Raw genomic sequence first — 25169 nt, 5'->3', positions numbered from 1 at the left:
AGCGCCGGCCTTTCCAGCGAATGCAAAGATGGCGACGAGCTGGTTTCCCGCAGCCGAGCGCGGCACGGCCTCTGCCTTCTACAATTCCGCGCAATACTTTGCGCCGGTCGTGTTCACTCCCCTGATGGCCTGGATGGTCCACGCCTTTAGCTGGCATCATGTCTATGTCTGGATGGGATTGCTCGGCTTTGTCGTGGCGGCCGTTTGGTATGTCTTTGCAAGGCAGCCAGGCGAAGTGTCCGCGGTCAACGCCGCTGAACTGCAGCTGATCCGGGATGGCGACCGGACCGCCGGTGAGTCCACTCAATCTTCGGTCGGTGCGAGCGACAGTCAACGACGCGCCGTGCTGACTACGCGCACCTTCGTGGGCGTGTACATCGCGCAATACTGCATCAACGTGCTGACCTATTTCTTCCTGACCTGGTTTCCGGTCTATCTCGTCCAGCAGCGCGGCATGACGATCTTGCAGGCGGGCTTCGTGGCTTCGCTTCCCGCGATCTGCGGTTTTGCCGGCGGAATTCTCGGGGGCTTGATTTCGGATCGATTGTTGCGTTCCGGCTTCTCACTCACGGCTGCACGAAAGATTCCAATCGTCGCCGGGCTCTTGCTGTCGACCAGCATGGTCTGCTGCAACTATGTCCAGGCGGACTGGCTGGTGGTGACTTTCATGGCGCTGGCCTTCTTCGGCAAAGGTGTCGGTGCGCTGGGCTGGGCCGTCATCTCCGACATCGCACCGCGCCGTCTGATCGGTTTCTCCGGAGGCGTGTTCAACATGTTCGGCAATACCGCGGGGATCGTGACGCCAATCGTCATCGGCTACATCATTGACACCACCGGCAGCTTTAACGGGGCTCTGGTCTTCGTCGGTACGAACGCGCTTGTCGCTGTCTTCAGCTACCTCGTGATCGTCGGCAAGATCTCCCGCCTTGAAACACAGACTTGAGGTGCCCGCACACCGATTCAAATCGCCTTCGGCAGCGAGACACCAAGCGTCAGCGCGCATGAGGAAAGTCCCTCCCGCGCTTGCGGATTTCGCTAAACTGCTGTCGGAGCGCTATCCTTTGCTTCCGACAGGATGAAGCTGCCTTCTTATGCCGCGCGGATCTTGCCGAGGAAATCGCTGACCTGCTGACCGAGCTGCCGGCTCTGGCTCTCCAACATCTCCGAAGCCTGTTTGACATTCTCGGCCGCCCCTGCCGCCGTGTCGGCGTCGGCCTTCACACCCGTGATGTTCTCGGAAACATTTTTTGTACCTTGCGCCGCATATTGCGTGCTGCGGGTAATCTCCTGAGTTGCGGCGCCCTGCTCTTGCACAGCGGCTGCAATCGCGGTGGCGACCTCGTTGACCTCCCCGATGATGCCGCCGATCGCCTGGATCGCATCGACCGTATCGCCTGCCACCTTTTGGATATCGGCAATCTGCCCGGAAATCTCCTCGGTGGCCTTGGCCGTTTGGCTCGCGAGCGACTTCACTTCGGAGGCGACCACTGCAAAGCCTCGGCCGGCTTCACCCGCACGCGCCGCCTCGATGGTCGCATTGAGAGCGAGGAGATTGGTCTGTGCTGCGATGCCGTTGATGAGGTCGACGACTTCACCTATACGTCCGGCGGACCTCGCAAGGCCCTGCACTGTGCTGTCGGTTTCCCGGGCCTGGCTCACAGCCCGGCTGGCGATGCCCGCGGCATGGGCTGCCTGCTGGCTAATGTCGTTGATGGAGGCGCTCAGCTCTTCGGCCGCCGCAGCCACGCTGTCGACGCTCATCGAGGCATCGTTCGAGGCCTTTCCGGCGACCTCGGCACGTTCATTGGTCTGACGCGAGACGGTAGAGAGCTCGCCCGAGGTCTTACGCATCTCTCCTGAAGCCTCGCTCAACTCGCCCAGCGATGTACGCACCACGCTCTCGAACTCGCCGATATACCCATCGATCGCGCGTTGGCGTGCCACAGCACCGGCGTTGCGCTCTCGCTCCTGGGCCTCGATCTTGAGCTTGTCGGTCGCCTGGCGCTTGAATATTTCGAGTGCTCCGGCGAGCGCGCCGATCTCGTCATGGCGGTGGAGATAGCCGCTGTCGACGTCAAGGTCGCCGCCGGCTACCTGCAGCATGGCGTCGCGGATCCGGTGCAGCGGCGTGATCACACGACGGCTGACCGCGAGCATCGCTGCGCCTGTCGACGCAATCGCCGCGATGAGGAGGGCCAAATTGACGATCAGCGATTGCACCGCGCTGGCGCGTTGGTCCACGGAGTGATCGTTGGCGGCCTGCAGGGCGGCGTCAGCGAGCTTCACCGCGGTCATCATGCGGGGTACCGCATAGGGGGTCCATTCCTTGGCGGTCATCGACGGTTTCTCGCCCTTGGCGACGGATGCAAGAAGGCCGTCGCGCGTGGCGCCATATTGCGGATCGAAATAGACCGACTTGGCCTCGGCGATCGCGGCCGCCAGCGCCGGCGGCAACTGCATGCCCGACGCAGCGAGTTCGATCGCCGTCCAGGCGGTGTCGAGGCCGCCGAGCAACTTGGTGTAGGCAAGCTGCATGTCGGGAGCGACCTTACCGCTGTTGAGCGCATTGCCGACGATCTGCGAGGACTCGCCGGCAGTATTGCGAAGCAGCCAGGCCATTTGCTTGATCGACAGAAGCTGGTCGATCGTCGCATCCTGATGATTGACGCTCGCGGCCAGCGCGCTGGCGAGCTTCTCGAGCTGTGTCATCAGCGAATCCTCGGTCGCAACATATTCTTTGGCAAGTCCCGCGCGGCGCTCGGCTTTCGGCTTGGCCGCCTCGGTCCAGAACTCGGCTTGCTGTGCCAGCAGCGTCTTGTTCAGCGTACCGAGATCCGCGACGAACATATCGCCCTGCGCGAGATAGGTGGAGGGCAGCAGCTCGAGAGTACGGGCCAGCGCGGGCATCAGGGCACCGCGAATCTCGCGAATGTATTTGTCGACATCACTGCCCATCGCCACGTCGGAGGAGAGCTGGCGACTGGTGTTCGAGCGGTCGGTCCGGATGTTCGCCATCGCCTTGAACACCTCGGCCGAGGTCGCCGAGACGGCGACGATCCGGTTGGCCGTTTGCAGCCGGGTCCAGGAATTCCAGGCATTGAGCGAGAATTCCGCCACGACGACGAGCGCCGTGAACAGGATCACCGTCTTCAGCAACGCAGATGCGGTCAAACGATTGAGCATCGGACACCCAAGCAAACGCTTTCGAAATTCGCAGTCACGAGCGGCAGCTCCGCAAACCCCGAAACACCAAAGTACTGACATAGCCGCGCGTGCCGTCGACAAGCGCTCATGTGCATTTTGCTCGAGAAAGGTAAAAAATTAGGCACTGCCCCCGCCGTAAAATTGCGGAAGTACAATGGGTTGCAGCGATCAGTGCATCGAAAAACGATGCAATTTATGTATCACCCCGAGCATGATGCGGTTGCGCGCCTTTTGACAGATGGAAATACTTAGATGAGGGCGCTGAACAGATGTCGCGTCCACGCTTCGTAGGCGACTTTCGCCGCGGGGGGAGAAACTTCGCACGCGATGCTGGAAAGACTGTACGGCTCGAAGACCTGCAAAGACCGCCAGCTCGGCTTCGATACTCTCTCGATCCGCGTCAGCCGTGCTTCTTGCGGTGCACGACCAGCTGTTCGAGCGCGCTCCAATCCCAGTCGATTCCGAGGCCCGGTTCGTTCGAGGGAATGCCGTAGCCATTCTCGACTTGCATGCTCGTCTTCGTCACAAGATCGAGTTGCGGAATGTATTCTAGCCATCGGCTGTTGGGCACAGCACAACAAAGTGGAAGATGGAGCTCCATCAGGAAGTGCGGGCAAACCGGAACGTTGAAAGCTTCCGCCAAATGCGCAACCTTCAGCCACGGCGTGATGCCGCCGATACGGCCGACATCGACCTGGACGATTGAGCACGCGCCATTCTGCAGATAGTCCTTGAACTGCGACAAGGAGTACATGGACTCGCCCACAGCAATCGGGATCTGCGTCGATTCGCATAGGCGCTTGTGGGCCATGACGTCATCGGCATGGATCGGCTCTTCGAACCAGGCGATGTCGCATTCCTCGTAATGACGGGCGCGGCGGATGGCTTCGTCGACCATGAATCCCTGATTGGCGTCTGTCATGATGTCGAAGTCGTCGCCGACGGCTTTACGCACGGCACGCAGACGGCGAACATCTTCCGCGACATGCGCCCGGCCGACCTTGATCTTGGTCCCGCCGAAGCCCCGCGCCTTCGTCTTCTCCGCCTCGTCGACCAATTCGCTTTCATCGATGTGAAGCCAACCGCCCTCGGTATAGTAAAGCTTGATGCGGTCCTTGGCGCCCCCTGCAGCTTTGTGGAGCGGCAGCTTCGCACGCTTCGATCGGAGGTCCCACAGGGCCGTGTCGATCGCGGCCAAAGCTATCGAGGTGAGCGCGCCGACCGTGGTGGCGTGAACGCGAAAGAACAGATCGCGCCAGATCTTCTCGATCTCGTCGGCATCACGTCCGAGAAGCAGCGGCACCAAATGATCGTCGAGCAGTTTCATGACCGAAGAGCCGCCGGTTCCGATCGTGTAGGAGTAACCGACGCCCTCGACGCCGTCCGCATCGCGAATTTTGACGATCGGGGTTTCCTGCGCTTCGAAGCTCTGTATGGCGTCTGTCCGCTTAACCTTGGGCTTGAGATCGACTTGTAGCGTCTCGACTGCGGTGATCTTCGCCATCCCAAACCTCTCCCTGCGCCTGACTTGCGGGCCGCCGCCGGTTTCGGACGGAATTGACGCCCTGTCAAATAAAAAATTTTCTATTTTAAATCTTGTGTTTTCGGTTCTTTCCGGCAAGCTGAGGTCATGAATGGAAAGCTCGTCCGCACCACCCTCGCCGACCAGGTCCACAATGAACTGCGCACCCGGATCCTGACGGGGCGGTTGGCGAGCGGGCATCGCCTGCTTCCCGAGGAGCTCGCGGCGGATCTCGCGATCAGCCAGACGCCGATCAAGGAGGCGCTTCTCAAGCTTGAGGCAGATGGCCTGGTCGTGACCGAGATGCGTCGCGGCACGGTCGTGCGGCTGTTCACCCTCAAGGATGTCGAGGATCTCTACGAGGCCCGGATACTGATCGAACTGGAAGCGATCGATGCCGCCTTTGCACGCGGGTGCGTCACGGCGGAATTACTCGACGAACTGGAGGAAAATCTCGCGCAACATGCGCGACATCTGAAGCGCAAGACCCTCGCCGACCTCACCACGGCCCTCGCCTTCGATCGCACCTTCCACCATCGATTGATCCTGGCGCGCGACAATGCGGTGATTGCCGCCTGGCATCAGCGCATCCTTACCCAGACGCATACCGCCTACGTCTATGTTCAAAGCGACACCAGCACGGTCGTGGCCGAGCATCGTGACATCCTCGACGGCATGGCCGCCGGGTCCGCCGGCCAAACCAAGGATGCCTTGAGGAGACACCTCCTCCGCAGTCGCGACAGCCTCCTGGAAAACGTTCAGGCAACGCTCCGTCGGTGATGGCACGGCAAGCGACATACGCCCCTCGCGATCTCGAAGCGTTTGCCGCAGCGCTCCTTGAAACGGCCGGACTTGAGGGAGAGAAGGCCCGCGCGGTCTCCCGCATCCTGGTCGACGGTGAACTCCGTGGACGTGTGACGCACGGACTTGCGCTGCTTGCGCCCTATCTCGGAGAGATCGAGTCCGGCGGCATGACGGTCGCAGGCAAGCCTGAGGTCCTGTCCGACTTCGGGGCCTGTCTCGCCTGGGACGGACGAAAGCTGCCCGGCCCCTGGCTGGTCTCGCAGGCACTCGACGAAGCCATTTCGCGCGCGGCCAGGCTTGGCATGGGAGCAGTCACCATCCAGCGCAGCCACCATGCCGCGTCACTTGGCGGCTATCTCACCGCTGCGACGGACAAAGGCTACCTGGCTTTCATCACCCTGACCGATCCCGGATTCTCCAGTGTGGCGCCATTCGGCGGCTCGACACCGGTCTTGACCTCCAACCCGTTTGCATTCGGTGCACCGGCCGACCCAACGCCGATTCTGGTCGATGTTTCCACCTCACTGCTCACCAACGGCATGATCGCCAAGATGAAGCGTGAAGGACGCATGCTCGATGAGCCCTGGCTTTTAACGGCCAATGGAGAACCCTCGCGAGATCCCGGCGTGATCTTCGATACGCCCCCCGGCAGCGTGCTGCCGATTGGTGGCCTCGAGGCCGGCCATAAGGGCTACGGCCTCGGCATGATGATCGAAGTCCTTTCCGCATGCCTATCGGGCTACGGTCGCGCCGAGCCCCATGCGGGGTGGAGTGCATCCGTTTTCGTGATGGCGATCAAGCCGGAGGCGTTCGGCTCGATCGATGCCTATCGCAAACAGGTCAACTGGCTGGTCGACGCCTGCCGGCAGGCAGCCCCGCGCCGGCCATTCGACCGGGTTCGGTTGCCCGGAGAAGCAAGCAGTGAGCGCCGGACCGCAGCTCTGCGTGATGGCTTGACTGTAAGCCGTGAGATACTCGAGGCGCTCGCGCCATGGATGGAGAAATTCGAGATCGAGCTGCCTGCGATACTTTAGACCCTCACATCAAAAACAAGCCACCGACAAAGAACGGCGGCACGGGGAGAAAACAATGTCACATGCGATGTCAGAAACCGTCGTCCACGACGTGCGGAGCGCCTCCACGGGCAATCCCGCCAACATCCGACGCGCAGTGACGGCCGCGACGATCGGCACGATCATCGAGTGGTATGACTACGCTCTCTACGGCGCTGCGGCCGGCCTCATCATCAACAAGCTCTTCTTCCCCCAACTCTCCGGCGTGGGTGGAGTGCTTGCCTCGTTCGCGACCTTCGCCGTCGGCTTTTTCGCCCGCCCCCTGGGTGGACTCCTGATCTCGCATGTCGGCGACCGTTTCGGGCGCAAGCCGGCGCTCATCTTCACAATTGCGCTGATGGGCTTGTCGACGGTCGGCATCGGGCTGCTACCGGACTTCAACCAGATCGGAGTCTGGGCACCCGTGCTGCTCGTTGTCTTCCGGCTCCTTCAGGGGTTTGGCGCCGGCGCCGAATATGCCGGTGCCGTTACGCTGGTTTCCGAATATGTCCCGCCGGAGAAGCGCGGTTATTTCACCGCGTTCCTTCAATCGGCCACCGTCGTGGGCGTCATGTTTGCGACCCTGTCCTTCCTTTTGATGTCCTACATGCCCGAGGAAACTCTGTTGAGCTGGGGTTGGAGGCTTCCGTTCCTCATCTCGGCCATTCTTTTTTTCGTTGCGCTGTACATTCGAAACAGCCTCGACGAAACGCCGGAATATGTGGCGGCAATGGAACATGCGGAGGTCGAGCGAGAACGCGTTCCCGTCGGTGAGCTTCTTCGCAACAGCCCCCGACAGGTGCTGTTCGGCTTTCTGGCAGTGACCGGCCACAACGCGAACGCATATATCCTCAGCGCGTTTTGCCTGAGCTATATGACCAACACGCTGCATATGCCGCGAACGGATGCGCTTACGGTGGTGATCATAGCAACTCTGGTCGGGATCATTCTTACGCCTTGTTTCGGCGCACTCTCGGATCGCATCGGCTATGCGAAGGTCTATGCGACGGGCGCGCTCGTCATGATCGTTTTCGCATTCCCTCTGTTCTATCTGCTCGACAGCAAGAGCGTCACGCTCGCAGCCTTGGCCATGAGTGTCGGCTATGGATTCGGCTTTGGCGGCATGGCGGGTCCGCAAGGCGCATTCCTGGCCAACCTGTTTCCGACGCGCTACCGCTTTTCGGGGATCGCCTTTGCACGTGAATTAAATGGCATGCTCATTGCGGGCCCGACGCCTTTCATAGCCGCGGCGTTGGTGGCCGCTTCGAACGGGACACCGACGCTGGTGGCCCTGTACCTGATGGCCTGCTGCCTGCTGACGGTCATCTCCGTGACGATCCTGCGTCGGGATGTCGTCAGTAGACACGACTGAACCGGGCTCCCTGGACGCCCGGACGTGGGCCTCCCTGGGAAGGTCATGGGTTGCGATGAGGCGCGTCTTTACAAGATGGCACCGGGATTCATGAGACCGTCTGCATCGAGTGCGGACTTGACGGTGCGCATCGCAGCGAGCCGCCCTCGTCCACCCCGCGACGCGAGCTGATCACGATACATGCGGCCAACGCCATGCTCTGCGCTAAACGAGCCGCCCACCGTGTCGACGAGATCAAACAATATTGTCCGCAACTCGGAAGCGACGCGTTCCTGCTGTGGGATAGTCGGGGTAGACGCTTGAACGTTCCAATGCAGATTTCCATCGCCGGCGTGACCGAAGATGATCGGCGTCAGTTCAGGAAAACGATCGATGATCGCTTCGTGAGATCGGCTCAGGAACGTGGCGAGCTTTGGCAGCGGAACGGCCAGATCGTGCTTGAAGCTGACGCCTATGCGCGATTGAAGCGCCGGCAGAGCTTCGCGGAGCGACCACAACGCTTGTCGCTGCGAAAGGCTCTCGGCCAGAACGCAATCCTCGACGAGCCCACATTCCAACGCTTCGTGGAAGACCTCTTCTCCCAGAACGCGCAGGCCATTGCCTGGCACGACATCGTCGAGTTCGACCAGCGCGTAGCAATTGTGGGCCGCGCCGATCGCAACGCCGGAACTTCCCGCATCCTTCAAAGCCATCTGCATCGCGGCCGGCATCATCAATTCGAAAGCCGCGAGCCGTGGGCCGGTTCGTTCACGCAAACGCACGAGCAAATCCATCATCGCGTCGACGCTCGATATGCCCACGAGTGACGTGAACGATTCCTTGGGAGACGGAACGAGACGAAGGGCCGCACACGTTATCAGACCGAGGCTTCCCTCCGCGCCGATCAGCATTCTCGCAACATCAAATCCGGTATTGTCTTTGCGCAGCTCCTTCGGCCCTTCGAGAACGGAGCCATCAGACAGAACGGCCTCGAGCCCGAGCACGAGGTCTCGAGCAACGCCGTGACGGAGCGCCATATGACCGCCCGCGTTGGTCGATAGAATGCCGCCTACCTGGGCAGAGCCGTCCGAGCCGATGCCAAACGGCAACGCACGTCCGGCTTTCGCACACGCCTCCTTGACCATCGCGATCGAGCAACCGGCTTCGGCGACAACGATATCGCCTATCGGATCGACTGACCGGACCCGGTTCATTCGGCCGAGGCTGAGGACGAGTTGTTGGCCGCTCGCGTCCGGCGTTGCGCCGCCAACATGGCCAGTGTGCCCGCCTTGCGGCACGATGCCAATCCCGTGGCTGCGGCAGAGGCGAACAGTTTCCGCAACCTCCCTCGTATTCGCCGGTCGAGCCACAGCCAGGGGGCGGCCTTCCCGGCGGCGCAGCCAATCGCGGTCATAACCCGCGAAATCTGCCGGCTCCGTCAGGAGCGCGCCGGGATGATCGCCGAGGGCTGAGCGGAGACTGGCTAAGAACGCTCTTTGCCCGCTCATCCGATACTTCTTGGAATTGATACATCGTATTTCTCGGCCCAATGCCTCAGAGCCGAGACGAGTGTCTGGCTGAGCGCCAGTCCGCCGTGTTTACTGCTGCGTTTCCGATCGAGCGCGCTCTGCCCGGGCGTCCGGACCGCATCAAAGCCAGGCCTTGGAGGACTGGCTCGGCACGATCCGACGATTGCATCAGATTGGCGAACGAATGCACGAGCACCCGCGAATGCATTCGGGTCGATGAGCTGAATGAATGCCTCGTTGATCATGCCTTTCGGCTGATCGGCTCGGCCGTGTCCAGATAGCCCCTGGCTCAGCGTCTCGGTGATCAATCCCCAAGCATAGCCCTTCTGACCATGATCCAGGCCGCCGGCAGGCAGAATGGCGCCTCCCTGCCGCAACACAACAGGGTCGTCCGTGGGGCGGCCGTCTGCATCAAGCAGCCACGGCTGCGGGAAACGCGTTCCAGCGTCAGCCAACTGGTAAGCCATGTTGTTTGTCGTGATCGACGCGCTGACGTCGATCATCACCGGATCGCCGGACGTTGGCAGGCCCGCCGCTATCGGAGCGGGAGACAGCGCCGCTCTCGCGCCTCCATGCGGGACAACCGTGCTGACGCCTGGACCAGAACTTGCGATCAGCAACACATACCCGTGGCTGGTCGCGCGCTGCAGATAGGCGGCCAGACAGCCCTGGTGATGGCTGTTGCCGATCGCGACGCTGACCGTCCCGTAATTGCCGATGCGCGCCAGTGCCAGATCAATGGCTCTGGCGGTCAGCCATGTTCCCGGCAACCGCCGTCCATCCCAAGTCACGCAAGCGCCTCGATCCGCGACGACCTCGGGCTCTCCAGTCAGGGTCATCGATCCGGATTCGATCTCCTGCATGTAGCGTGGAACCAGCGCCAATCCGTGCGTGGTATGCCCAAGAAGATCGGCCTCGATCAATATCTCGGCCATCGTCGTCGCCTTTTCCGCGTCGACGCCCGCTGCGCCAAAGAGATTGGTAGCAAAGCGCAGCAGTGCTGCGGCGTCAAAGCGTTCGGGCTCGCATCCTGAGTCTCGTTCCGACGATGACATGATCGCGCTGTCTCCCTACAAATGCTCAGACCGCATCGCGGACGGAACGAGCCGGCGGCCGCACGAGCGCCAGACAGATTCCTCCGACCAGACCGGCCGCCCCGAGCACGACAAACGGCACCACGAAGTCGCTCGTGACTTGACGCAGATATCCAATCAGAACCGGTCCGACGAATCCCCCGAACAAATTGCCAAGGCCGCTAATGAAGGCAATCGCGGCCACTGCCTTCGTCTTGGGATAGATTTCCGTCAGATGAGAGAAGACCATCGGCAGATACATTTTCATGGTGAAGCCGAGCGCCACGAAAAGTACCACCTGAATCCAGAACAAGGAGACCGGCATCAGTGCCGCAATGATCAGCAGGATTCCTGTGATCATCTCTGGAATGGCCGCATGGAGACGCCGCTCCTGGCCGTTGCGGTCCGAATGCCAGCTATTCAAGAACACTCCGGCGATGCCCACGAGAAAGGGCAGACCGCTGATGATTCCGAGAGTGACGGGGTCAAGATTGCCATTTTGCTTCAGGACCGTTGGCAACCAGACCTGGAAGCCGGAAATCAGAAAATTGGTCAAGCCAAATCCGACAAGAGTAAACCACACCGCGGGTTCACCCATAAGCGTCCACCAGGGCGTCTCCTTTTCCGGCGTCAAAGCAGCCTGTTCAGCCGCGATCGCGCTCTCAACCTGAACACGTTCGACCTCGGGAAGCCACTTTGCTTTCGCCAGCGAGGACGGAATTCGCCACCACCAGAGAACAGCCCAAATCCATGCGGGCAGTCCTTCGACGATCATCATCGCTCGCCAATCATAACTCGCAAGCAATAGGCCCGAGATCGGCCCCGCCAGGAAAGCCCCGCAAGCCGAGCTCAGGTTCCAGATTCCAAAAGCCCGACCACGCTCGGGCTTCATGAACCACTGTGACAGCAGGACCGAGGTCGCTGCGAAGACAGGGCCTTCGAACAGGCCAAGGATGATCCGCATGACAGCGAGCTCCCAGAAGTCTCTGGCGAGCCCCGTGCCGACGGCGCCGATTCCCCAGAGAATGAGCGCCCATCCGATGACGTTTCGCGACCCGAGTCTTAGAACGATCCAGCCCGCAGCCAGTTGGGTGACGGCATATCCCCATGCGAACGCGCCGCCAACAATCCCCGCCTGGGTCGGCGTCAGTTTCAGATCCGCCGTAATGTATGGTAGTGCGAGACCGATATTTGCCCGATCGAAGTAGGCAATCGTGTACATGACAAAGGCGATCGGCAGGACATTGATCCATCGCGATCGGCCAATCACTCCAGCTTCAACATCCGCCACTGGAGATAGAGAAATGCTCGACACGTCCATCCTCCACAATTATCGACTGTTTGTTTTTTTGTTGCTTGTCTCAAGCCGGGCAGATTGCCCGACTGCATCACTTGGAATGCCGGCGATCGGCTCGTAGAGACAGAGCCAATTTTCAGACGCGCGAGCGCCTAGACCGTCACGCCGATCGGCCACGGCATGAATTCGTTTTCGCCCATGCCGGAAAGTTCGCTCTTGGTCTTCTCGCCCGAGGCATGGCGCAGGAGCTGTCGAAAGATGCGTTCACCCATCTCCGGCAGAGTAGCCATGCCGTCGATCACGACTCCGCAATTGACGTCCATGTCGCTGATCATGCGCTCGTACATCGGCGTGTTCGAAGCCAGCTTGATCGTCGGCGCCGGGACCGAGCCGAAGCATGAGCCCCGACCGGTCGTGAACATGATCATGTTGGCGCCGCCCGCGATCTGCCCTGTAGCGGCGGCGGGATCGTAACCGGGCGTATCCATGAACACGAGGCCGTGTTGCTGGACCGGCTCGGCGTAGCGATACACTTCCATCAGGGGGGAGTTGCCGCCCTTCTTCGCGCCTCCGAGCGACTTCTCCAGCACGTTTGCGAGACCGCCGGCATTGTTGCCCGGACTGACCCGTCCATTGATCTGGCAGTCGCGGCCTTCGTTGTATTTGAGCCACCAGTTCATCCGGTCGACCAGCTTCTGGCCCACGGCCGGCGTCACCGCGCGCGCCGTGAGCGTATGCTCCACGCCGTAGATCTCGGTGGTTTCGGACAGGATCGCCGTGCCGCCGTGGCGAACCAGGATGTCCATGGCAGCGCCGAGCGCCGGATTGGCGGAAAGCCCCGAAAAGCCGTCGGAGCCGCCGCACTGCATGCCGATCTTCAAGTGCTCGGCGGACACCGGCTGCCGACGCGCATCGTCGGCCAGCGGCAACATCGCCTCAACGAGCCGCTTGCCCTCCTCGACGGCGCGCCGCAGCCCGCCAGCGTCCCGTATCACCAAGGTACGAAGACGCGGCCCTTCGACGAGCCCCTGGCTGGCGAGCAGGGATGCGATGTCATTGGCCTCGCCGCCTTGCGCAATCAGCAGCGCGGCGCCGATATTGGGATGGGCGAGATAGCCCCCGAGCGTCCGTCGCAGCAGGTCCATTGGCTCCCCGCTCCGCTCCATGCCGTCGCCGAGCTCGTGCACGAACGGCACCACGCCATCGATGTTGGGAAAGCTGCTCGTACGGTCGGGCGTAAACCAGTTCGCAATCTTGCGCGCAACTGAGCCGCCGGCGTTGCTGACGGTGAATACGCCGACAAAGTTGCGCGTGGCGACTTGTCCATCGGCACGCACGATCCCCTGAAAGGTCGCGCGCTCTTCTTTCGGGACGAACTCTGTCGGACGGTAGTCGCGCGAAAACGCATAGTCCTTCTCAACGTCGTCAAAACGAATATTGTGGCTATGAACATGTGTGCCGGCAGGAATATCACCGGCCGCATAGCCGATCACGGTGTTGTATTTCAGGATGGCTTCGCCTGCCCGGATCGCGCGCGTCGTGATCTTGTGACCGGCGGGCACGGCTTGTTGCGTGACGACAGCCTCGCTGGGCACCGCCGTGCCTTCATTGACGGGCATTCGCGCGACGACCACGTTGTCGCGTGGATCAAGCCTTATGAACGGATTGAGAGCAGCATCGCTCATTTTCAGGACTCCGACCTTGTTCTGCGATCTGATGGGAACGAGTGCTAAGCAAGAACTCCGATCGGCCAAGGCACGAACTCGTTCTCTCCAACGCCGTCGATCTCGGCCTTCGTTTTCTCGCCGGAGGCGTATCGAAGCAGGGCCTCGAAAATCTGTCGGCCCATTGCTTCGACCGACAACCCACCGTCGAGCACAGGACCGCAATCCAGGTCGGTATCTTCAGCCATCCGAGCAAACGTTTCGCTGTTCGATGCCAGTTTGACGGTCGGGGCTGGGAGAGAACCGAAAACGGACCCCAGGCCCGTTGTGAGCGCGATGAGATTCGCGCCTCCGGCGATTTGGCCGGTGACTGAGACCGGTTCGTAGCTGGGGGTGTCCATGAAGACGAGGCCGGTTGCATGAACCCGCTCGGCATATCGATAAACATCCGCGATCGGAGCGTCTCCCGCCTTCTTCAGGCTGTCGAGCGATTTCTCCAGCAAGGTAGCGACACCGGCATCGCTGTTCGCCTTGTCGATCTGCCCGCTCAGATGCGTGTCGCGATTGCGGCTGTGCTCGCGCCACCAGTCGAAGCGCTCGGTCAGTTTTTCCACGACGGACGGCGTCGAGGCACGCGCGACAAGGTCATCGGCAACGCGCTCCATGTCGGGGGTCTCCGACAGGATCGCGGCGCCGCCGTTGCGGATCAGCAGGTCCACGGCCACACCAAGCGCGGGGTTTGCCGACAGCCCCACGTAACCGTCCGGTGATTCAGATTTTAGTCCCACCACAAGGTGTTCTGCTCCCACCGTCTGTCGTTCAGAGCGGTTGGCGATCGGCAGCATCTTCGTGATCATCGCCTTGGCCGTATCCACGGCGGCCTGAATGCCGCCGACCTCCTGGATCGTGACCGTTTGCAACCGGTCGCCAACGGCCAAGCGCTCCTTCTCGAGGAAGACCTTCAGGTTGTTGCGTTCGCAGCCCAGCGCCACGACGACCGCCGCAGCCGTGTTCGGATGACGAATGTACCCGGAGAGAGTCCGGCGCAGCAGATCCATCGGCTCGCCGGACATCTCCATGCCGCAACCGAGTTCATGGATGTATGGGACCACAGCATCGACGTTGGGAAAATCAGCCAAACGGTCGGCATCGAACCAATCGGCAGCCTTGCGAGCGGCCGTTGCGCCACAATTGCCGACGATAAACACGCCGATGGTGTTACGCGTGCCTACGCGGCCATCTTCCCGCACGAAACCTTGGAAGGTGGCGCGCTCCACGTTCGGGAGGATCGGCAACGATTGCGGACGCGAACGGCGGATTGGACGTTCATCGTTGAGCCGATCGCGAATGTTTGCACCGTCGATACGGCTACCAACGGCGATGTCGGCGCTGGCATAGCCGATCACGCTGCCGCCCTTGATCAGCGGCTCGCCTTGCCGAATTTCATTCGTCGCAATCTTGAAGCCGTGCGGGTTGGGTCTGTCCGCGTTTTCGCCCGCATCGCTGACGGGGGGCAATGCCACCGCAACATTGTCAGTCGCTTCTGCCCGGAAAGCCCTGGTCGTGTTGGAAGCCGTCATGTCCCGCGTCCACCCCTGCAAAATTTTGTTTGAATTGGTCGTAGACGCGGATTTGATGCTCGTCTAAGCCTATTTTCGCATCAAGATGATACCGGATTTGCATCAATGCTGAACCTAGGGCACGTGCGAGCGTTTGTGGTCGTTGCAGAAGAGCTACATTTTGGCAGGGCCGCGCGGCGCCTACACATGACACAGCCGCCGCTCAGTCGGCAGATTCAATCACTCGAAGAAGAACTCGGCACCCCGCTGCTCACGCGAACCAGGCGAACCGTGCATTTGGCGCCAGCAGGCCGCGCCTTCCTGCCCAAGGCGATTGAATTGCTACAGAGAGCTGAGAGTGCAACCCAAACCGCCCGGCGGGCTGTTCGCGGTCATGTCGGCACGATCGCGATTGGTTTTATTGGGGCGAGCTCATACGGCTTTTTGCCTCGCCTGGCCGCACGGGTCCAGTCGGAACTACCGGACGTTACGGTCAACTTCCATGAGGGTACAACGCTGACCCAGCTCGAAGCGTTGGAGCGCGGCCGTTTGGACCTCGGTCTAGCGCGACCGCTTCCAATGCAAAAAGGGTTGCGGTCCGCCTGCGTCTATCGCGAAAAGTTTTCGTTGGCTCTGCCAGTCGATCACCCTCTGGCGCGCCTTCGGCGACCGAAGTTGTCGCACATCGATGGTGAACCCTTCATCATGTACTCGGTTGAGGGGCAATATGTGCGTGACATCTTCACACCAGCGTTCGCATCTGCTCACGTTCGCCCCCGCATCGTTCAACAATTGAGCCATGCACAGGCGATTTTGTCGCTGGTTAGCGTCGGCCTGGGTATTGCCATTGTACCAGAGCAAGCCCGTAACGCGTGTTTTGACAACGTTACGTTCCGTCCCATCGAACTCGGTAGCGGTCAGACGGCCGACCTGCACGTCATTTGGCGAGCAGAAGAGCAAAATGATATCGCGCCTGTTGTGAGAACTTTGCTGATGGATTTGGGACAGCACACAACTCGTCAACCTGCATAGGCTGCGTCACCTGGTCGGTTGTCATAGCAGCAATGTCCGCAACAGACGACGCTAGCCGAATTGGATGAAGCGCTCGACTGGATCGAGCCGAGCGCTGCGCTTGAGAGGGGCGAATCCGGATAGCCTACTTCCGCCAACTTGACACGTTGGCAGCTGTTGCGACCTTTTGCGACTGTATCTCCGGCGGGATCGGATAATCGTCAGCGTTCAGCACAAAGCCGGGGTTCAATGAGAAATCGGCTCGCGGCGGAGCAAAAACATCGATCAGGCGAGCGCCGTCGGCGCTGATATTTCGAGTCGTATGGAGGAGCGGCGGCGGGATGATCGCCACTGACGGACTGGCGATTTCAGTGTGCTCGTCCGGGTACCATTCTCCAAGGTCGCTATTCCAGGGATAACGTATGTGATGGACAAATTGTCCGGCCAACCCGATCGAGGCTTGTTCGAAATCATCATGATGGTGAGGGCCAAGCTTCTTTATATCGCGCGCTGAATGAAACGGCGCGAAAACATTGACCATGAGATTCGTCGAACGGAAGATCCGAGGTTGAATCAGCGGCCCATTTGCGTCGACATGCGCCGAAAGATCATAGTGGCGGATCTTGAAACCACCCGCGGGGGCCGGCCAGTCCTTGAGCGGGGCCACCCCCTCGAGCGGCCGTTCGTATGAACGTGCATTGACCGCAGCGTTGGCCAGATCCGCGGCCCTGCTGGAGAAGATGCGTACGAAGGTGCCCGCATCGAGAAGCGTTATCGTACTGTTGCCCGGGGGAAGGATGGAGAGCGTGTCCCCCCCTACTTCTACTGTCTCTTCCCCGGCGGACAATAACGCGCGCGTGCCCGCCGGAAGAATGAGCATATACTCGTCCGGGTTCTCGTCCCGGGCGAGCGTAGTACCCTGCTTCCCCTCGGTCACGGCGATCACGAAATTTACGCCGCGCGTAAGCCAGGTGGAAGACGCGTCAGCCTCACGGACCTGGGGATCTTCCTGATAATGTCGCGCGTACGCCGTTCTCTTGTAGTCGGGCAACGTCATTGTTGTATCCTCTGATGCATTTCACGCCAGCGTGTAGGCGGTTTCCACAGTGCCGAAGAACTCCGCAGCGTATCTTCCCTGTGCGCGCGGATCGAAAGCGCCGAGTGCGACGCGATCCGGAAATTCGCACTCGACCAGTGTCCCCGTGGCGGCGTCATCACGGGCGATGATGGTGAATTGCGCCGCCATCTCGTTAGGTAATCTTCGGCGCCGGCGACGGCGCCTGCAGGGCGTATCCCCGCGCCTCGTAATCGAACTCGTGCAGCTTGTTCACTGGCTCCGCCTTGTCGACCGGCGATGCATAGTAAGCGCGGATCTCGCGGATACGGGTGACGTCGTCGTTGAAGACGTACCACTCATCGCCGCGGAGCACTTCGCCGATTGCCGTCTTCCAGTGCGTCCATTCGATCACGGCCTCGCGGCCATCCTGCGCAGCCAGAATCTTTTCGATCGTCCAGCGTGATCCCAGCGTCTTGACGCACCACACCCAACCGTCGGCGATCGCGCCCGCGCCGCGCCAGGGTGCCCCAGGAAGACCAGGCGGAAAATAGTGAACCGCATCATCGGTGAAGCAATCGACCAAGGCCCGATGGTCTGCATCATTGCAAGCCCGGAAATAGCGACGGATCAGAGCTTCGGCTTTTTGTGCAAGCTCGGACATCGAGTTACCCCTTCGCCCGATTGGCACGCCATTCGGCGTATTCCTTCAGCGTCTCCTCGTTCGGGGGGTATGTGCCCCACAGTGACGCACCGCCGTCGATCTTCGTGAAGAGGAACTGCTCCCGCTGTTCCTGCTCGAAAGAATCCTTCGCAATCGCATCGGCGTGCTGCCGGGGAATGACCACGACGCCGTCGCTATCGCCAACGATGATATCGCCGGGATAAACCGCAACGCCGGCACAGCCGATCGGCAGCTGCATGTCGGCGGCGCGGAGATAGGCTGGCCTTGTCGACGCGGTGTTTCCGGCGCAATAGGCGGGGAAGTCCATTTTGGAGATTTCCGTGCCATCGCGGAAGGCGCCGTCGGTGATGGCTGCAACGACACCTTTGCGCATCATACGCAGCATCAACATGTTTCCGGCGGACGCCGCGCGGGTATCGCCACGGCTGTCAATGACCAGCACCTGCCCGGCTTCGATCGCCTCGACCGCCTCCCACTGCATGTTGTCTTCGCCGCGCTTCTTCAGATCGCCGAGATCCCAGTCCTTGTCCTCGCGGGACGGAATAAAACGCAATGTGAAGGCCTCGCCGGCAAACGACCCGACCTCCTTGCTGAGCGGAGCAACGCCGACCAGGAACTGCTGGCGGAAATTGCGCCGAAACAATTGGGTGGTGAGGGTCGCAACGCTGCACGCCTTCAGCTTGTCGAGCGTGTCGGGTTGCAACTCAATCTTGTTCGCCATGACGGATAACTCCTGTTTTGTCAGCTTAGCTAGACGGGCTTGACCATTTCGACGATGCCGCCGGCGAGTGGGGCAAGCTCCAGCAAGTTCGGCGTACAGCCGATTCTGTCGGAGCCGATGAACATCGATCGGGTCTGGGGATCGAACGCCGATGCAGTGGGCGTTGGGATCGGCAAAGGCGCCGTGAACTTTGCGGCACCATCGGAATCGTGGCAGCTGACGCACCATTGGTCAGCGCGGTTCAGCCAGATGTCGCCCTCAGCGTCTATGGCCACATTGCTGATGTTGTGCACATCGGCGACGACGTGATTGCGGTAGGTTGGGATCAGGCCAGGCTGGGACAGGTCAATGGAGCCTATCCGACCCGAATCTGGGCACACCATATGCACCGTCTCTGGACCCAGTCCCCTGAAGACACCGATAGTTGCTGCCAGAATCACTTCGAGCTGCCTCAACTCGCCATCTCCGTCGAAGATAGCCAGCGAGCCTCGGCCGTCATCGGCCGCTAATGCGACGGCGATCTTGCCGGAGGCCGTCACGGTGAGATTGCGGGCCCGCTCGAGAATGTCGCCTTCAATGAGCTTGGTCGCGACCGTATCCGTGCCATCGGCATCGATGCGCCAGATCGCACTCTCAGTAATGGTGAAGAGAACTTTGCCGCCTGAGCCCAGCGCGAGGCCGACGATGGGGCTGTCGAACCAGGCAACCACCTCCCGGCGTCCCTCGGTCAGGCGGCAAATGCACGCACCCGGGCCGTCAGCCCAATATAGAAACCTTCTGTCCGGATCGAACACCATGGCTTGAATGCTGAAAGACTGCACGTCATGGACGCGGAGCGGTTTGCCGAAGAAACTGCCCGTCTCGACTGCGGCAGGACCCGCCCGGCTCGCGAGCAGGGCTCGCGATATTTGTTGAGATGCCTTCCGAAGAATCGACGCCAGCTCACCAAGCCTGTCATCCGACATGCGATAGGCCGGGCCCGTTACGCTGATTGAGGCGATAGCCGAGCCGGTCGGATCGAAGATCGGAACAGAGGCGCAACGCACGCCGTCGATGATCTCGTTGTTGTCGACAGCAAAGCCTCGCATACGAATCATATTGATTTCGGCCCTGAGTTCCTCAGCCGACATGATTGTGTTTTGAGTGTAGCGGGTGAATTCGATTTGCGAGATCAGCCTTTCGCGGACCGCTTCTTCCTGGAACGCAAGGAGAGATTTTCCAAGGCCCGTGCAATAGAGCGGCTTCCGCTCTCCCAGCGCGGCGGCAAACGCGCGCGCGCCGCGCCCCTCCCATCGAGCGATCGCTTGCTGAACGTCACCATTCATTACCGCTAGATTGACGTTTTCGCCGTAGGTGTCAGCGATGTGCTTCAGGATCGCGGAGCTGACGGCAATCAACTCCGAGCTGCGACCGATGCTGCTGGCGAGCGATGTGAACTTGGGACCAAGAATGTAGGATTGGTCGCGGCGGTCCATTGCCAGGAAGCCGCGCGTACTCAGCGCCGCCAGAATTCGATAGAGGGTACTCTTCGAAAACCCCGTCTTTGCGGCAAGGTCCTTGACCTTGAAGCGTCGATTTGTCTCACCGACATATTGAAGAATGTCGAGAGACTTGTTGAGCAGGCCGGTGCCGGGAACGCTTCCCCCAGCTTCGTTGTTAAATTCGTCCTGATCAGGCTTGTTTGTAGCGATCATCGATCTGCTTTCGCCTAACTGGCCCGCAGGTGCTTGTCGAGGAAGTCGACTCCCCGGACCGCACCATCGCCGGAAACACGATGCGTTCCGAACGGATCGATCACAAGCTCGAATTTGTCCGCGGCTCCGGCGGCCAACAGGTCCGATTGAAGCCGCACGCTCTCGCCCCATGGGACGACCTCATCGCGCATCCCGTGCCAGGTGAAAACAGGGACTCGCGCAAGCCTCCCAATCGTCTCGGACATAACTTGATAAGGTTGCAGCGGCTCCATCCGCGCGTCATGGCCATCGCGCGTCGAAGCGTCGTATTTCCCCAGCGGCGGAAAGATGGTTCGCGACGCGTCGAGGAAATAGCCCGACCCCATGAAGTTTGCGGCGGCCTTGATCCAATCGTAGCGGACCAGGGCTCCTAAGGTTACGAATCCACCCATCGAGGTCCCCGCCACCCCGACGCGATCTTCGACGATCAATCCTCGATCGGTGTAATGCCGGCGATAAACATCGAGTTCGTCGATATTCCGCTTTAGGAGTTCCCAGAACTGCGTCAGTCGGAATGTATCGTCCCCATCGAACCGAGCTCCATGGAGATCCGCCTCCGGCAGAATCGCCCTCATCCCTTTCATCGCCAGCATGTAAGCAAAGAAAGCGCTCGTCTCCTTTGAATTCCGGTATCCGTGAAAGAAGAAGACCGTCGGCAGGGGGCGATCGACAGCAGCCTGCGGGGCAGCATGGATCGCCGGAATGTCGCCAATCCTGTCTTCGAACATGACGATCATAGCGCGACCCGATACTTCTCCAATACATCGAGATCGGGCGAGAAGCCTATCCCGACGGACTCGGGCACGACGATCTTCCCCCGCTCCGGCAACGGCGTCGCCACGCCGATCCAGGCCTCAGGTTCAACATAGAGAAACTCAAACAGGCCCGCATTGGCTGTTGCCGCCGTGAGCTGGACCGTGGCGTGATATCCCGGTCCGAAATAGGGTGAGTGCGGCATGATCGTTTTTCGGCGGATTGCCGCCGCATCGGCGACCTTCCTGAACTCACTGACACCGCCCACTTTCGTCACGCTCGGTTGCGGGTAATCGACCACTTCGATCAGGCGCGAAAACTCGACGGCCGTGCAGGCATTTTCGCCCGCCGAGAGGCCGACGCCGTGCGATTGCAGCGACTTCATCGTCGCATAGTCTTCCGGCGGGAAGATCGGCTCCTCCAGCCAGAGCGTGTCGAGGGATTTCAACTCAGGCAGGCGTTCATTGGCCTGATCGGTCGTCCACGTGCAGTTGACGTCGACTGTCAAGCGCATGGCCGGATCTATCGCCGCGCGGGCGGCCCGTATCTCCGGCATGGTCACTTCATGGAGCTTGAGTGTCCCGTACCCCTCCTTGCAGGCTTTTTCAGAGAAGCGGGAAACCAATGCGCTGTCGCCGTAGCGGACGAGGCTGGCATAGGCATCGATCGCCGGCTTCGGGCGGTCAGACAAAAGTGCGGCGAGCGAAGTGCCTTCCGCCTTGGCCTTCAGGTCCCACAAGGCGATATCGACACCGGACAGAGCGAAAATGGTGATGCCATAGCGGCCGAACAGCGCGAGCTTGCGCTGTATTTCGAGATTGAGCGCGACAGGGTCATCGATCGTCCGGCCGATGAGGATGGGAGCGATCATGTCGCGCACCGCATAGGCGACCGGGCGGTAGCAGAAATAGCTGAAAGCCTCTCCCCATCCCGTGAGGCCGATATCGGTCTCGACCTTCACCAGGACGATGTCGAGCGTATTCCAGCTTTGAGGCGTGATGCCAACGCCTGTTCCACCGTCGCGGAACGGGATACGCGCAATGATCGGCTCTATCGAGGTGATCTTCATCCTCTGCCCTACGACTTGAAGAGTCGGCCGATCGGCCCGACGAACTCGTTGTTGGCGAAATGCCCGCCGATGACGTGACTGCCGACGAGTTCGGGATTTTCAGGCGATTGCGCGAGAACATCCCCGGCAAACGTTTCGGCATTGTCCTGCGGCTCATAGCCCAGGCGGAACGCCGCGCTGTTGTCGAAGAACGTCCGCTCGTTGTTCGACACGCCATAGACGATTGAATAGCGCAGGTTGGGGTGCTCGAAGCCAATGCGCACGAGCTGCGCGAGATCCCTCCAGCTTACCCAAATGGACATCCGCCGGCGGTCCTCCGGCTTGTCATGAGCGCGTCCAATACGGATGCACAGGACCTCGAGGCCATATTTGTCGGCGTAAAGCGCGCCCACCTGCTCCCCGAACGCCTTGGTGAGACCGTAACGGCTGTCGGGACGCAGAATCGCATCGCTCCCGATGCGCCGGTTGCGCGGGTAGTAGCCGACCACGTGATGCGAACTCGCGAAGACAACGCGCTTCACGCCAACCTGTCGAGCCGCCTCGAAAACGTTGAAAGCGCCGCGTACGTTGCCTTCGATCTGCTGGTCGATCGCTGCGTCCGTCGTACAGCCCGCGAGGTGCAGGACGCCGTCGACGCCGGACATTGCGGCTTTCAAGAGCTCGAAATCGCCGATGCTGCCTTGCACCACATCGTCGGCCTCGGAGAAGCCATCCGTCCTCAGGTCCAGCAGGCGAAAGTCGAAATGGCGCGCCAATTCCCGCCTGATGCCCGTGCCGACTTCACCCGCCGCTCCAATGATCAAGATCTTCATTTTGCTCGACTGCCAATGCTGAGATGCAATGATCGCGAGGCCGAACACCCGTCGTTCGGCCTCGCGATTTCGATTACTTCAGGGCCGCTTCCTTGACTCCCGCCGGCAATTCGATGCCCTGGTACTTCTGGTAGACCTCGTTGAGGACGCCATCCTGCATGTTCTTCTTGATCCACGCGTCGATCCAGCCGCGAAGCGCATCCTCGCCCTTCTTCATCCCGATGCCGGCCAAGTTTGTACGCAGTGCGATCTTTGGCTCGAGGGCCCTGGACGGATTGCGCTTCTTGATCGTCTCGTTGAGACTTACGGATTGTGCGACGATGTCCAACTGTCCGCTCAGAATTGCAGTGACGGTTGTTGCTTCGTCATCGAAGCGGACGATTTCCACGCCCGCGGGCGCGACCTTCGTGAGATCAGTGTCCATGATCGTTCCTCGAGCGACCGCCACCTTCTTCCCGACCAGATCTTCGATCTTGGAGATGTTCATGCTCGCCAGAGCAGACACGGCGGTCGACGTTCCCGAATAGGGCAGCGAGAAATCGATGACCTTCTGGCGCTCCTCGGTGATCGTCATTGCGGCCACGACGATGTCCGCCTTGCCCGTCAGCAACAGCGGGATGCGATTCGCACCGTTAGTCTCCACCACCTCCATCTGGACCCCAAGATCCTTTGCAAGGAGCTTGGCCGTCTCATATTCCGAGCCGGTAAGCTGGAGATTGCTGTCCTTGTAGGACCACGGCGGCAACCCCGGATCGATCGCGACTCGAATCTTGCCTGCGGCTTTTATTCTCTCGAGCGCGTCGGCTTTTGCGACGTCGACGCTTGCCAAAAGCGGAAGCACGAAGAAAGCTGCGGTCATAAGGCGTCTGCTGATTTTCAATTTTTCCTCCCTCTTTAAATGGCGAACAACATTCGCTCAGAGATCGTGATCGACGAATGCCGCAAGTTCGGGCGTGGCCGGCTGTTTCAGTATGTCCGGACCGCCCATCTCGTGGACGCGCCCGTCGCGCATGTAGACGACCTTGTTCGCCACGTTGCGCGCGAACTGCATTTCGTGAGTGACGAGAACCATCGTCATGCCCTCACGTGCAAGACCTTCCATGACACGAAGGACTTCGCCGGTGAGTTTCGGATCGAGCGCCGAGGTCACTTCGTCGAACAGCATGAGCTTCGGCTGCATGGCGAGGCTTCGTGCGATAGCCACGCGCTGCTGCTGGCCGCCGGAGAGCTGCTCCGGATAGGAGGCTAGTTTCTCGGACAGGCCGACTTTCGCGATGACGGAGGCCGCAATTTCCTTCGCCTCGCTTTTCGAAAGGCGTTTGACGAGGCGCGGTCCCAGGGTGACGTTTTCCTCCACCGTCAGGTGCGGAAACAGGTTGTAGCTCTGAAATACGATCCCGACATCACGCCGGAGCTGATTGAGATCGACGTCCGGATCCTGCAAGGCATGCCCGCAGACGATCAACTCGCCGCCATTGATCTTTTCCAGGCGGTTCATGCAACGCAGCGCGGTCGATTTTCCAGACCCCGACTGGCCGATGACGGCGACGACTTCTCCCCGCTCCACCCCGAAGGTCACGCCCTTCAGGACCTGAAGCCCGCCGAACGATTTCTCGACGTTCCTGAGTTCAACGATTGGCGACATTGAGTCTCTTCTCCAGGGCACGTGATTTCAGAGATAGCGGATAGCAGATGAGAAAATACAGAAGCCCGGCGAGCCCGAAGTACAGGAACGGCTCGAACACCGAATTGTTGATGACCTTGGCGTTGTAGGAGAGCTCCGTGTAGCCGACGACCAGCGAGGACACCGAGGTGTTCTTGACGATGATGACGAGAAAGCCGACGGTCGGCGGCGTGGCTATTCGCAAGGCTTGGGGCAGGATGACGCGGCTCATCCGCTGCCAGCGCGACAAGCCGATGCATTCGGCGGCTTCCCACTGAGCCTTCGGAACGGACAGCAGGCAGCCGTACCAGATCTCGCCGAGATACGAGCTCGCGAAGATCGTCATTGCGAGTGTCGCGGCAACGAGCGGCGGCGTTGATCCGAAACCCAACAGGCTCGGGCCGAAGTAGCAGAAGCCCATCAACACGAGCAACGGAATGCCCTGCACGGTCTGTGTGTAGACGCCGGCCAGCGTTGAGATCGTTCGCACCGGTGAAATCCGCGCCAGGCTCACGATAAAGCCGACGATTCCGCCGAACAGGAACGTCAGGGCGCTCAAGACAACGGTGCCCAGAAGGCCATACACCAGAAAAATCAGAAACTGAGAGTTCAT

23 protein-coding genes are annotated in these 25169 nt (G+C 60.5%); 5 read left to right on the top strand and 18 right to left on the bottom strand.

Going from position 1 to position 25169, the window contains the following annotated elements; all coding sequences use genetic code 11:
• On the top strand, positions 1-943 hold a 943-nt coding region (locus ACV1FX_RS12755; RefSeq protein WP_473117897.1), incomplete at its 5' end, for an MFS transporter.
• 146 nt (positions 944-1089) lie between these two features.
• Here the strand turns inward: ACV1FX_RS12755 and ACV1FX_RS12750 are convergent.
• Together ACV1FX_RS12750 and ACV1FX_RS12745 are read right to left on the bottom strand one after the other, a co-directional pair.
• Positions 1090-3183: a methyl-accepting chemotaxis protein gene (locus tag ACV1FX_RS12750; protein WP_473117896.1), complete on the bottom strand. Its 2094-nt coding sequence runs from the start codon at positions 3181-3183 to the stop codon at positions 1090-1092.
• Between the two features lie 421 nt (positions 3184-3604).
• Positions 3605-4708, bottom strand: a complete 1104-nt coding sequence (locus tag ACV1FX_RS12745) for a mandelate racemase/muconate lactonizing enzyme family protein (protein ID WP_473117910.1) — start codon at positions 4706-4708, stop codon at positions 3605-3607.
• Between the two features lie 126 nt (positions 4709-4834).
• On the opposite strand from ACV1FX_RS12745, the gene ACV1FX_RS12740 reads away from it, so the two are divergent.
• The 3 genes from ACV1FX_RS12740 to ACV1FX_RS12730 all read left to right on the top strand — a co-directional run bounded on the left by ACV1FX_RS12740 (position 4835) and on the right by ACV1FX_RS12730 (position 7954).
• A complete protein-coding gene (locus ACV1FX_RS12740) occupies positions 4835-5506 on the top strand; it encodes a GntR family transcriptional regulator (RefSeq protein WP_473117895.1) in 672 nt (223 codons plus the stop codon).
• Positions 5506-6564: an Ldh family oxidoreductase gene (locus ACV1FX_RS12735; RefSeq protein WP_473117894.1), complete on the top strand. Its 1059-nt coding sequence runs from the start codon at positions 5506-5508 to the stop codon at positions 6562-6564. The genes ACV1FX_RS12740 and ACV1FX_RS12735 overlap by 1 nt, the downstream gene beginning before the upstream one ends.
• Positions 6565-6700: 136 nt before the next feature.
• The gene (locus ACV1FX_RS12730; protein ID WP_473117893.1) at positions 6701-7954 is read left to right on the top strand and encodes an MFS transporter; all 1254 of its coding nucleotides are present in this window, start codon (positions 6701-6703) and stop codon (positions 7952-7954) included.
• Between the two features lie 68 nt (positions 7955-8022).
• Here ACV1FX_RS12730 and ACV1FX_RS12725 read toward each other — a convergent pair whose 3' ends face one another.
• The 5 genes from ACV1FX_RS12725 to ACV1FX_RS12705 form a co-directional block, all read right to left on the bottom strand.
• Positions 8023-9441 carry an FAD-binding oxidoreductase gene (locus ACV1FX_RS12725; protein WP_473117892.1) on the bottom strand — a complete coding sequence of 473 codons (1419 nt, stop codon included), beginning with the start codon at positions 9439-9441 and terminating at the stop codon, positions 8023-8025.
• Positions 9438-10517: an Ldh family oxidoreductase gene (locus ACV1FX_RS12720; protein ID WP_473117891.1), complete on the bottom strand. Its 1080-nt coding sequence runs from the start codon at positions 10515-10517 to the stop codon at positions 9438-9440. The genes ACV1FX_RS12725 and ACV1FX_RS12720 overlap by 4 nt, the downstream gene beginning before the upstream one ends.
• A 25-nt stretch (positions 10518-10542) precedes the next feature.
• Positions 10543-11850, bottom strand: a complete 1308-nt coding sequence (locus ACV1FX_RS12715) for an MFS transporter (RefSeq protein ID WP_473117890.1) — start codon at positions 11848-11850, stop codon at positions 10543-10545.
• Between the two features lie 134 nt (positions 11851-11984).
• Entirely contained in the window at positions 11985-13517 is a 1533-nt protein-coding gene (locus tag ACV1FX_RS12710; protein WP_473117889.1) for a UxaA family hydrolase, read from the bottom strand.
• A 44-nt stretch (positions 13518-13561) separates the two neighbouring features.
• Complete coding sequence (locus ACV1FX_RS12705) at positions 13562-15076, bottom strand: UxaA family hydrolase (protein WP_473117888.1); 1515 nt, start codon at positions 15074-15076, stop codon at positions 13562-13564.
• Between the two features lie 105 nt (positions 15077-15181).
• Here ACV1FX_RS12705 and ACV1FX_RS12700 point away from each other — a divergent pair, with 105 nt between their 5' ends.
• The gene (locus tag ACV1FX_RS12700) at positions 15182-16087 is read left to right on the top strand and encodes a LysR family transcriptional regulator (protein WP_473117887.1); all 906 of its coding nucleotides are present in this window, start codon (positions 15182-15184) and stop codon (positions 16085-16087) included.
• Positions 16088-16211: 124 nt separating this feature from the next.
• Here the strand turns inward: ACV1FX_RS12700 and ACV1FX_RS12695 are convergent, their stop codons facing one another.
• The 11 genes from ACV1FX_RS12695 to ACV1FX_RS12645 form a co-directional block, all read right to left on the bottom strand.
• The gene (locus ACV1FX_RS12695) at positions 16212-17123 is read right to left on the bottom strand and encodes a cupin domain-containing protein (RefSeq protein WP_473117886.1); all 912 of its coding nucleotides are present in this window, start codon (positions 17121-17123) and stop codon (positions 16212-16214) included.
• Between the two features lie 21 nt (positions 17124-17144).
• The gene (locus tag ACV1FX_RS12690) at positions 17145-17312 is read right to left on the bottom strand and encodes a hypothetical protein (protein WP_473117885.1); all 168 of its coding nucleotides are present in this window, start codon (positions 17310-17312) and stop codon (positions 17145-17147) included.
• Between the two features lie 4 nt (positions 17313-17316).
• Positions 17317-17784 (bottom strand): nuclear transport factor 2 family protein, encoded by a 468-nt coding sequence (locus tag ACV1FX_RS12685; protein WP_473117884.1) that lies wholly within the window; start codon positions 17782-17784, stop codon positions 17317-17319.
• 4 nt (positions 17785-17788) lie between these two features.
• On the bottom strand, positions 17789-18526 hold the full coding sequence (locus ACV1FX_RS12680) for a ribonuclease activity regulator RraA (protein ID WP_473117883.1): 738 nt from the start codon (positions 18524-18526) through the stop codon (positions 17789-17791).
• Between the two features lie 29 nt (positions 18527-18555).
• On the bottom strand, positions 18556-20220 hold the full coding sequence (locus ACV1FX_RS12675) for an IclR family transcriptional regulator domain-containing protein (RefSeq protein ID WP_473117882.1): 1665 nt from the start codon (positions 20218-20220) through the stop codon (positions 18556-18558).
• Between the two features lie 14 nt (positions 20221-20234).
• The gene (gene yjfP, locus ACV1FX_RS12670; RefSeq protein WP_473117881.1) at positions 20235-20996 is read right to left on the bottom strand and encodes an esterase; all 762 of its coding nucleotides are present in this window, start codon (positions 20994-20996) and stop codon (positions 20235-20237) included.
• Positions 20993-22081, bottom strand: a complete 1089-nt coding sequence (locus ACV1FX_RS12665; RefSeq protein WP_473117880.1) for a mandelate racemase/muconate lactonizing enzyme family protein — start codon at positions 22079-22081, stop codon at positions 20993-20995. Before ACV1FX_RS12665 ends, yjfP begins: the two co-directional genes overlap by 4 nt.
• Positions 22082-22089: 8 nt before the next feature.
• A complete protein-coding gene (locus ACV1FX_RS12660) occupies positions 22090-22893 on the bottom strand; it encodes an NAD-dependent epimerase/dehydratase family protein (protein WP_473117879.1) in 804 nt (267 codons plus the stop codon).
• 73 nt (positions 22894-22966) lie between these two features.
• Positions 22967-23752, bottom strand: a complete 786-nt coding sequence (locus ACV1FX_RS12655; RefSeq protein WP_473117878.1) for a transporter substrate-binding domain-containing protein — start codon at positions 23750-23752, stop codon at positions 22967-22969.
• A gap of 57 nt (positions 23753-23809) precedes the next feature.
• A complete protein-coding gene (locus ACV1FX_RS12650; RefSeq protein WP_473117877.1) occupies positions 23810-24538 on the bottom strand; it encodes an amino acid ABC transporter ATP-binding protein in 729 nt (242 codons plus the stop codon).
• Positions 24522-25169 (bottom strand): amino acid ABC transporter permease, encoded by a 648-nt coding sequence (locus tag ACV1FX_RS12645; protein ID WP_473117876.1) that lies wholly within the window; start codon positions 25167-25169, stop codon positions 24522-24524. The genes ACV1FX_RS12650 and ACV1FX_RS12645 overlap by 17 nt, the downstream gene beginning before the upstream one ends.

Source organism: Bradyrhizobium ingae (genome assembly GCF_055791185.1).
This window is presented reverse-complemented; position numbering and strand designations above follow the sequence as displayed.

What these genes read in the sequence shown, in the direction of transcription:
- ACV1FX_RS12690 (WP_473117885.1), bottom strand. Translation starts at nt 17,312, where the DNA reads ATGGCGGCGCAATTCACCATCATCGCCCGTGATGACGCCGCCACGGGG.
- ACV1FX_RS12680 (WP_473117883.1), bottom strand. Translation starts at nt 18,526, where the DNA reads ATGGCGAACAAGATTGAGTTGCAACCCGACACGCTCGACAAGCTGAAG.
- yjfP (WP_473117881.1), bottom strand. Translation starts at nt 20,996, where the DNA reads ATGATCGTCATGTTCGAAGACAGGATTGGCGACATTCCGGCGATCCAT.
- ACV1FX_RS12655 (WP_473117878.1), bottom strand. Translation starts at nt 23,752, where the DNA reads ATGACCGCAGCTTTCTTCGTGCTTCCGCTTTTGGCAAGCGTCGACGTC.
- ACV1FX_RS12720 (WP_473117891.1), bottom strand. Translation starts at nt 10,517, where the DNA reads ATGTCATCGTCGGAACGAGACTCAGGATGCGAGCCCGAACGCTTTGAC.
- ACV1FX_RS12725 (WP_473117892.1), bottom strand. Translation starts at nt 9,441, where the DNA reads ATGAGCGGGCAAAGAGCGTTCTTAGCCAGTCTCCGCTCAGCCCTCGGC.
- ACV1FX_RS12685 (WP_473117884.1), bottom strand. Translation starts at nt 17,784, where the DNA reads ATGTCCGAGCTTGCACAAAAAGCCGAAGCTCTGATCCGTCGCTATTTC.
- ACV1FX_RS12750 (WP_473117896.1), bottom strand. Translation starts at nt 3,183, where the DNA reads ATGCTCAATCGTTTGACCGCATCTGCGTTGCTGAAGACGGTGATCCTG.
- ACV1FX_RS12700 (WP_473117887.1), top strand. Translation starts at nt 15,182, where the DNA reads ATGCTGAACCTAGGGCACGTGCGAGCGTTTGTGGTCGTTGCAGAAGAG.
- ACV1FX_RS12645 (WP_473117876.1), bottom strand. Translation starts at nt 25,169, where the DNA reads ATGAACTCTCAGTTTCTGATTTTTCTGGTGTATGGCCTTCTGGGCACC.
- ACV1FX_RS12665 (WP_473117880.1), bottom strand. Translation starts at nt 22,081, where the DNA reads ATGAAGATCACCTCGATAGAGCCGATCATTGCGCGTATCCCGTTCCGC.
- ACV1FX_RS12740 (WP_473117895.1), top strand. Translation starts at nt 4,835, where the DNA reads ATGAATGGAAAGCTCGTCCGCACCACCCTCGCCGACCAGGTCCACAAT.
- ACV1FX_RS12675 (WP_473117882.1), bottom strand. Translation starts at nt 20,220, where the DNA reads ATGATCGCTACAAACAAGCCTGATCAGGACGAATTTAACAACGAAGCT.
- ACV1FX_RS12650 (WP_473117877.1), bottom strand. Translation starts at nt 24,538, where the DNA reads ATGTCGCCAATCGTTGAACTCAGGAACGTCGAGAAATCGTTCGGCGGG.
- ACV1FX_RS12660 (WP_473117879.1), bottom strand. Translation starts at nt 22,893, where the DNA reads ATGAAGATCTTGATCATTGGAGCGGCGGGTGAAGTCGGCACGGGCATC.
- ACV1FX_RS12705 (WP_473117888.1), bottom strand. Translation starts at nt 15,076, where the DNA reads ATGACGGCTTCCAACACGACCAGGGCTTTCCGGGCAGAAGCGACTGAC.
- ACV1FX_RS12745 (WP_473117910.1), bottom strand. Translation starts at nt 4,708, where the DNA reads ATGGCGAAGATCACCGCAGTCGAGACGCTACAAGTCGATCTCAAGCCC.
- ACV1FX_RS12695 (WP_473117886.1), bottom strand. Translation starts at nt 17,123, where the DNA reads ATGACGTTGCCCGACTACAAGAGAACGGCGTACGCGCGACATTATCAG.
- ACV1FX_RS12735 (WP_473117894.1), top strand. Translation starts at nt 5,506, where the DNA reads ATGGCACGGCAAGCGACATACGCCCCTCGCGATCTCGAAGCGTTTGCC.
- ACV1FX_RS12710 (WP_473117889.1), bottom strand. Translation starts at nt 13,517, where the DNA reads ATGAGCGATGCTGCTCTCAATCCGTTCATAAGGCTTGATCCACGCGAC.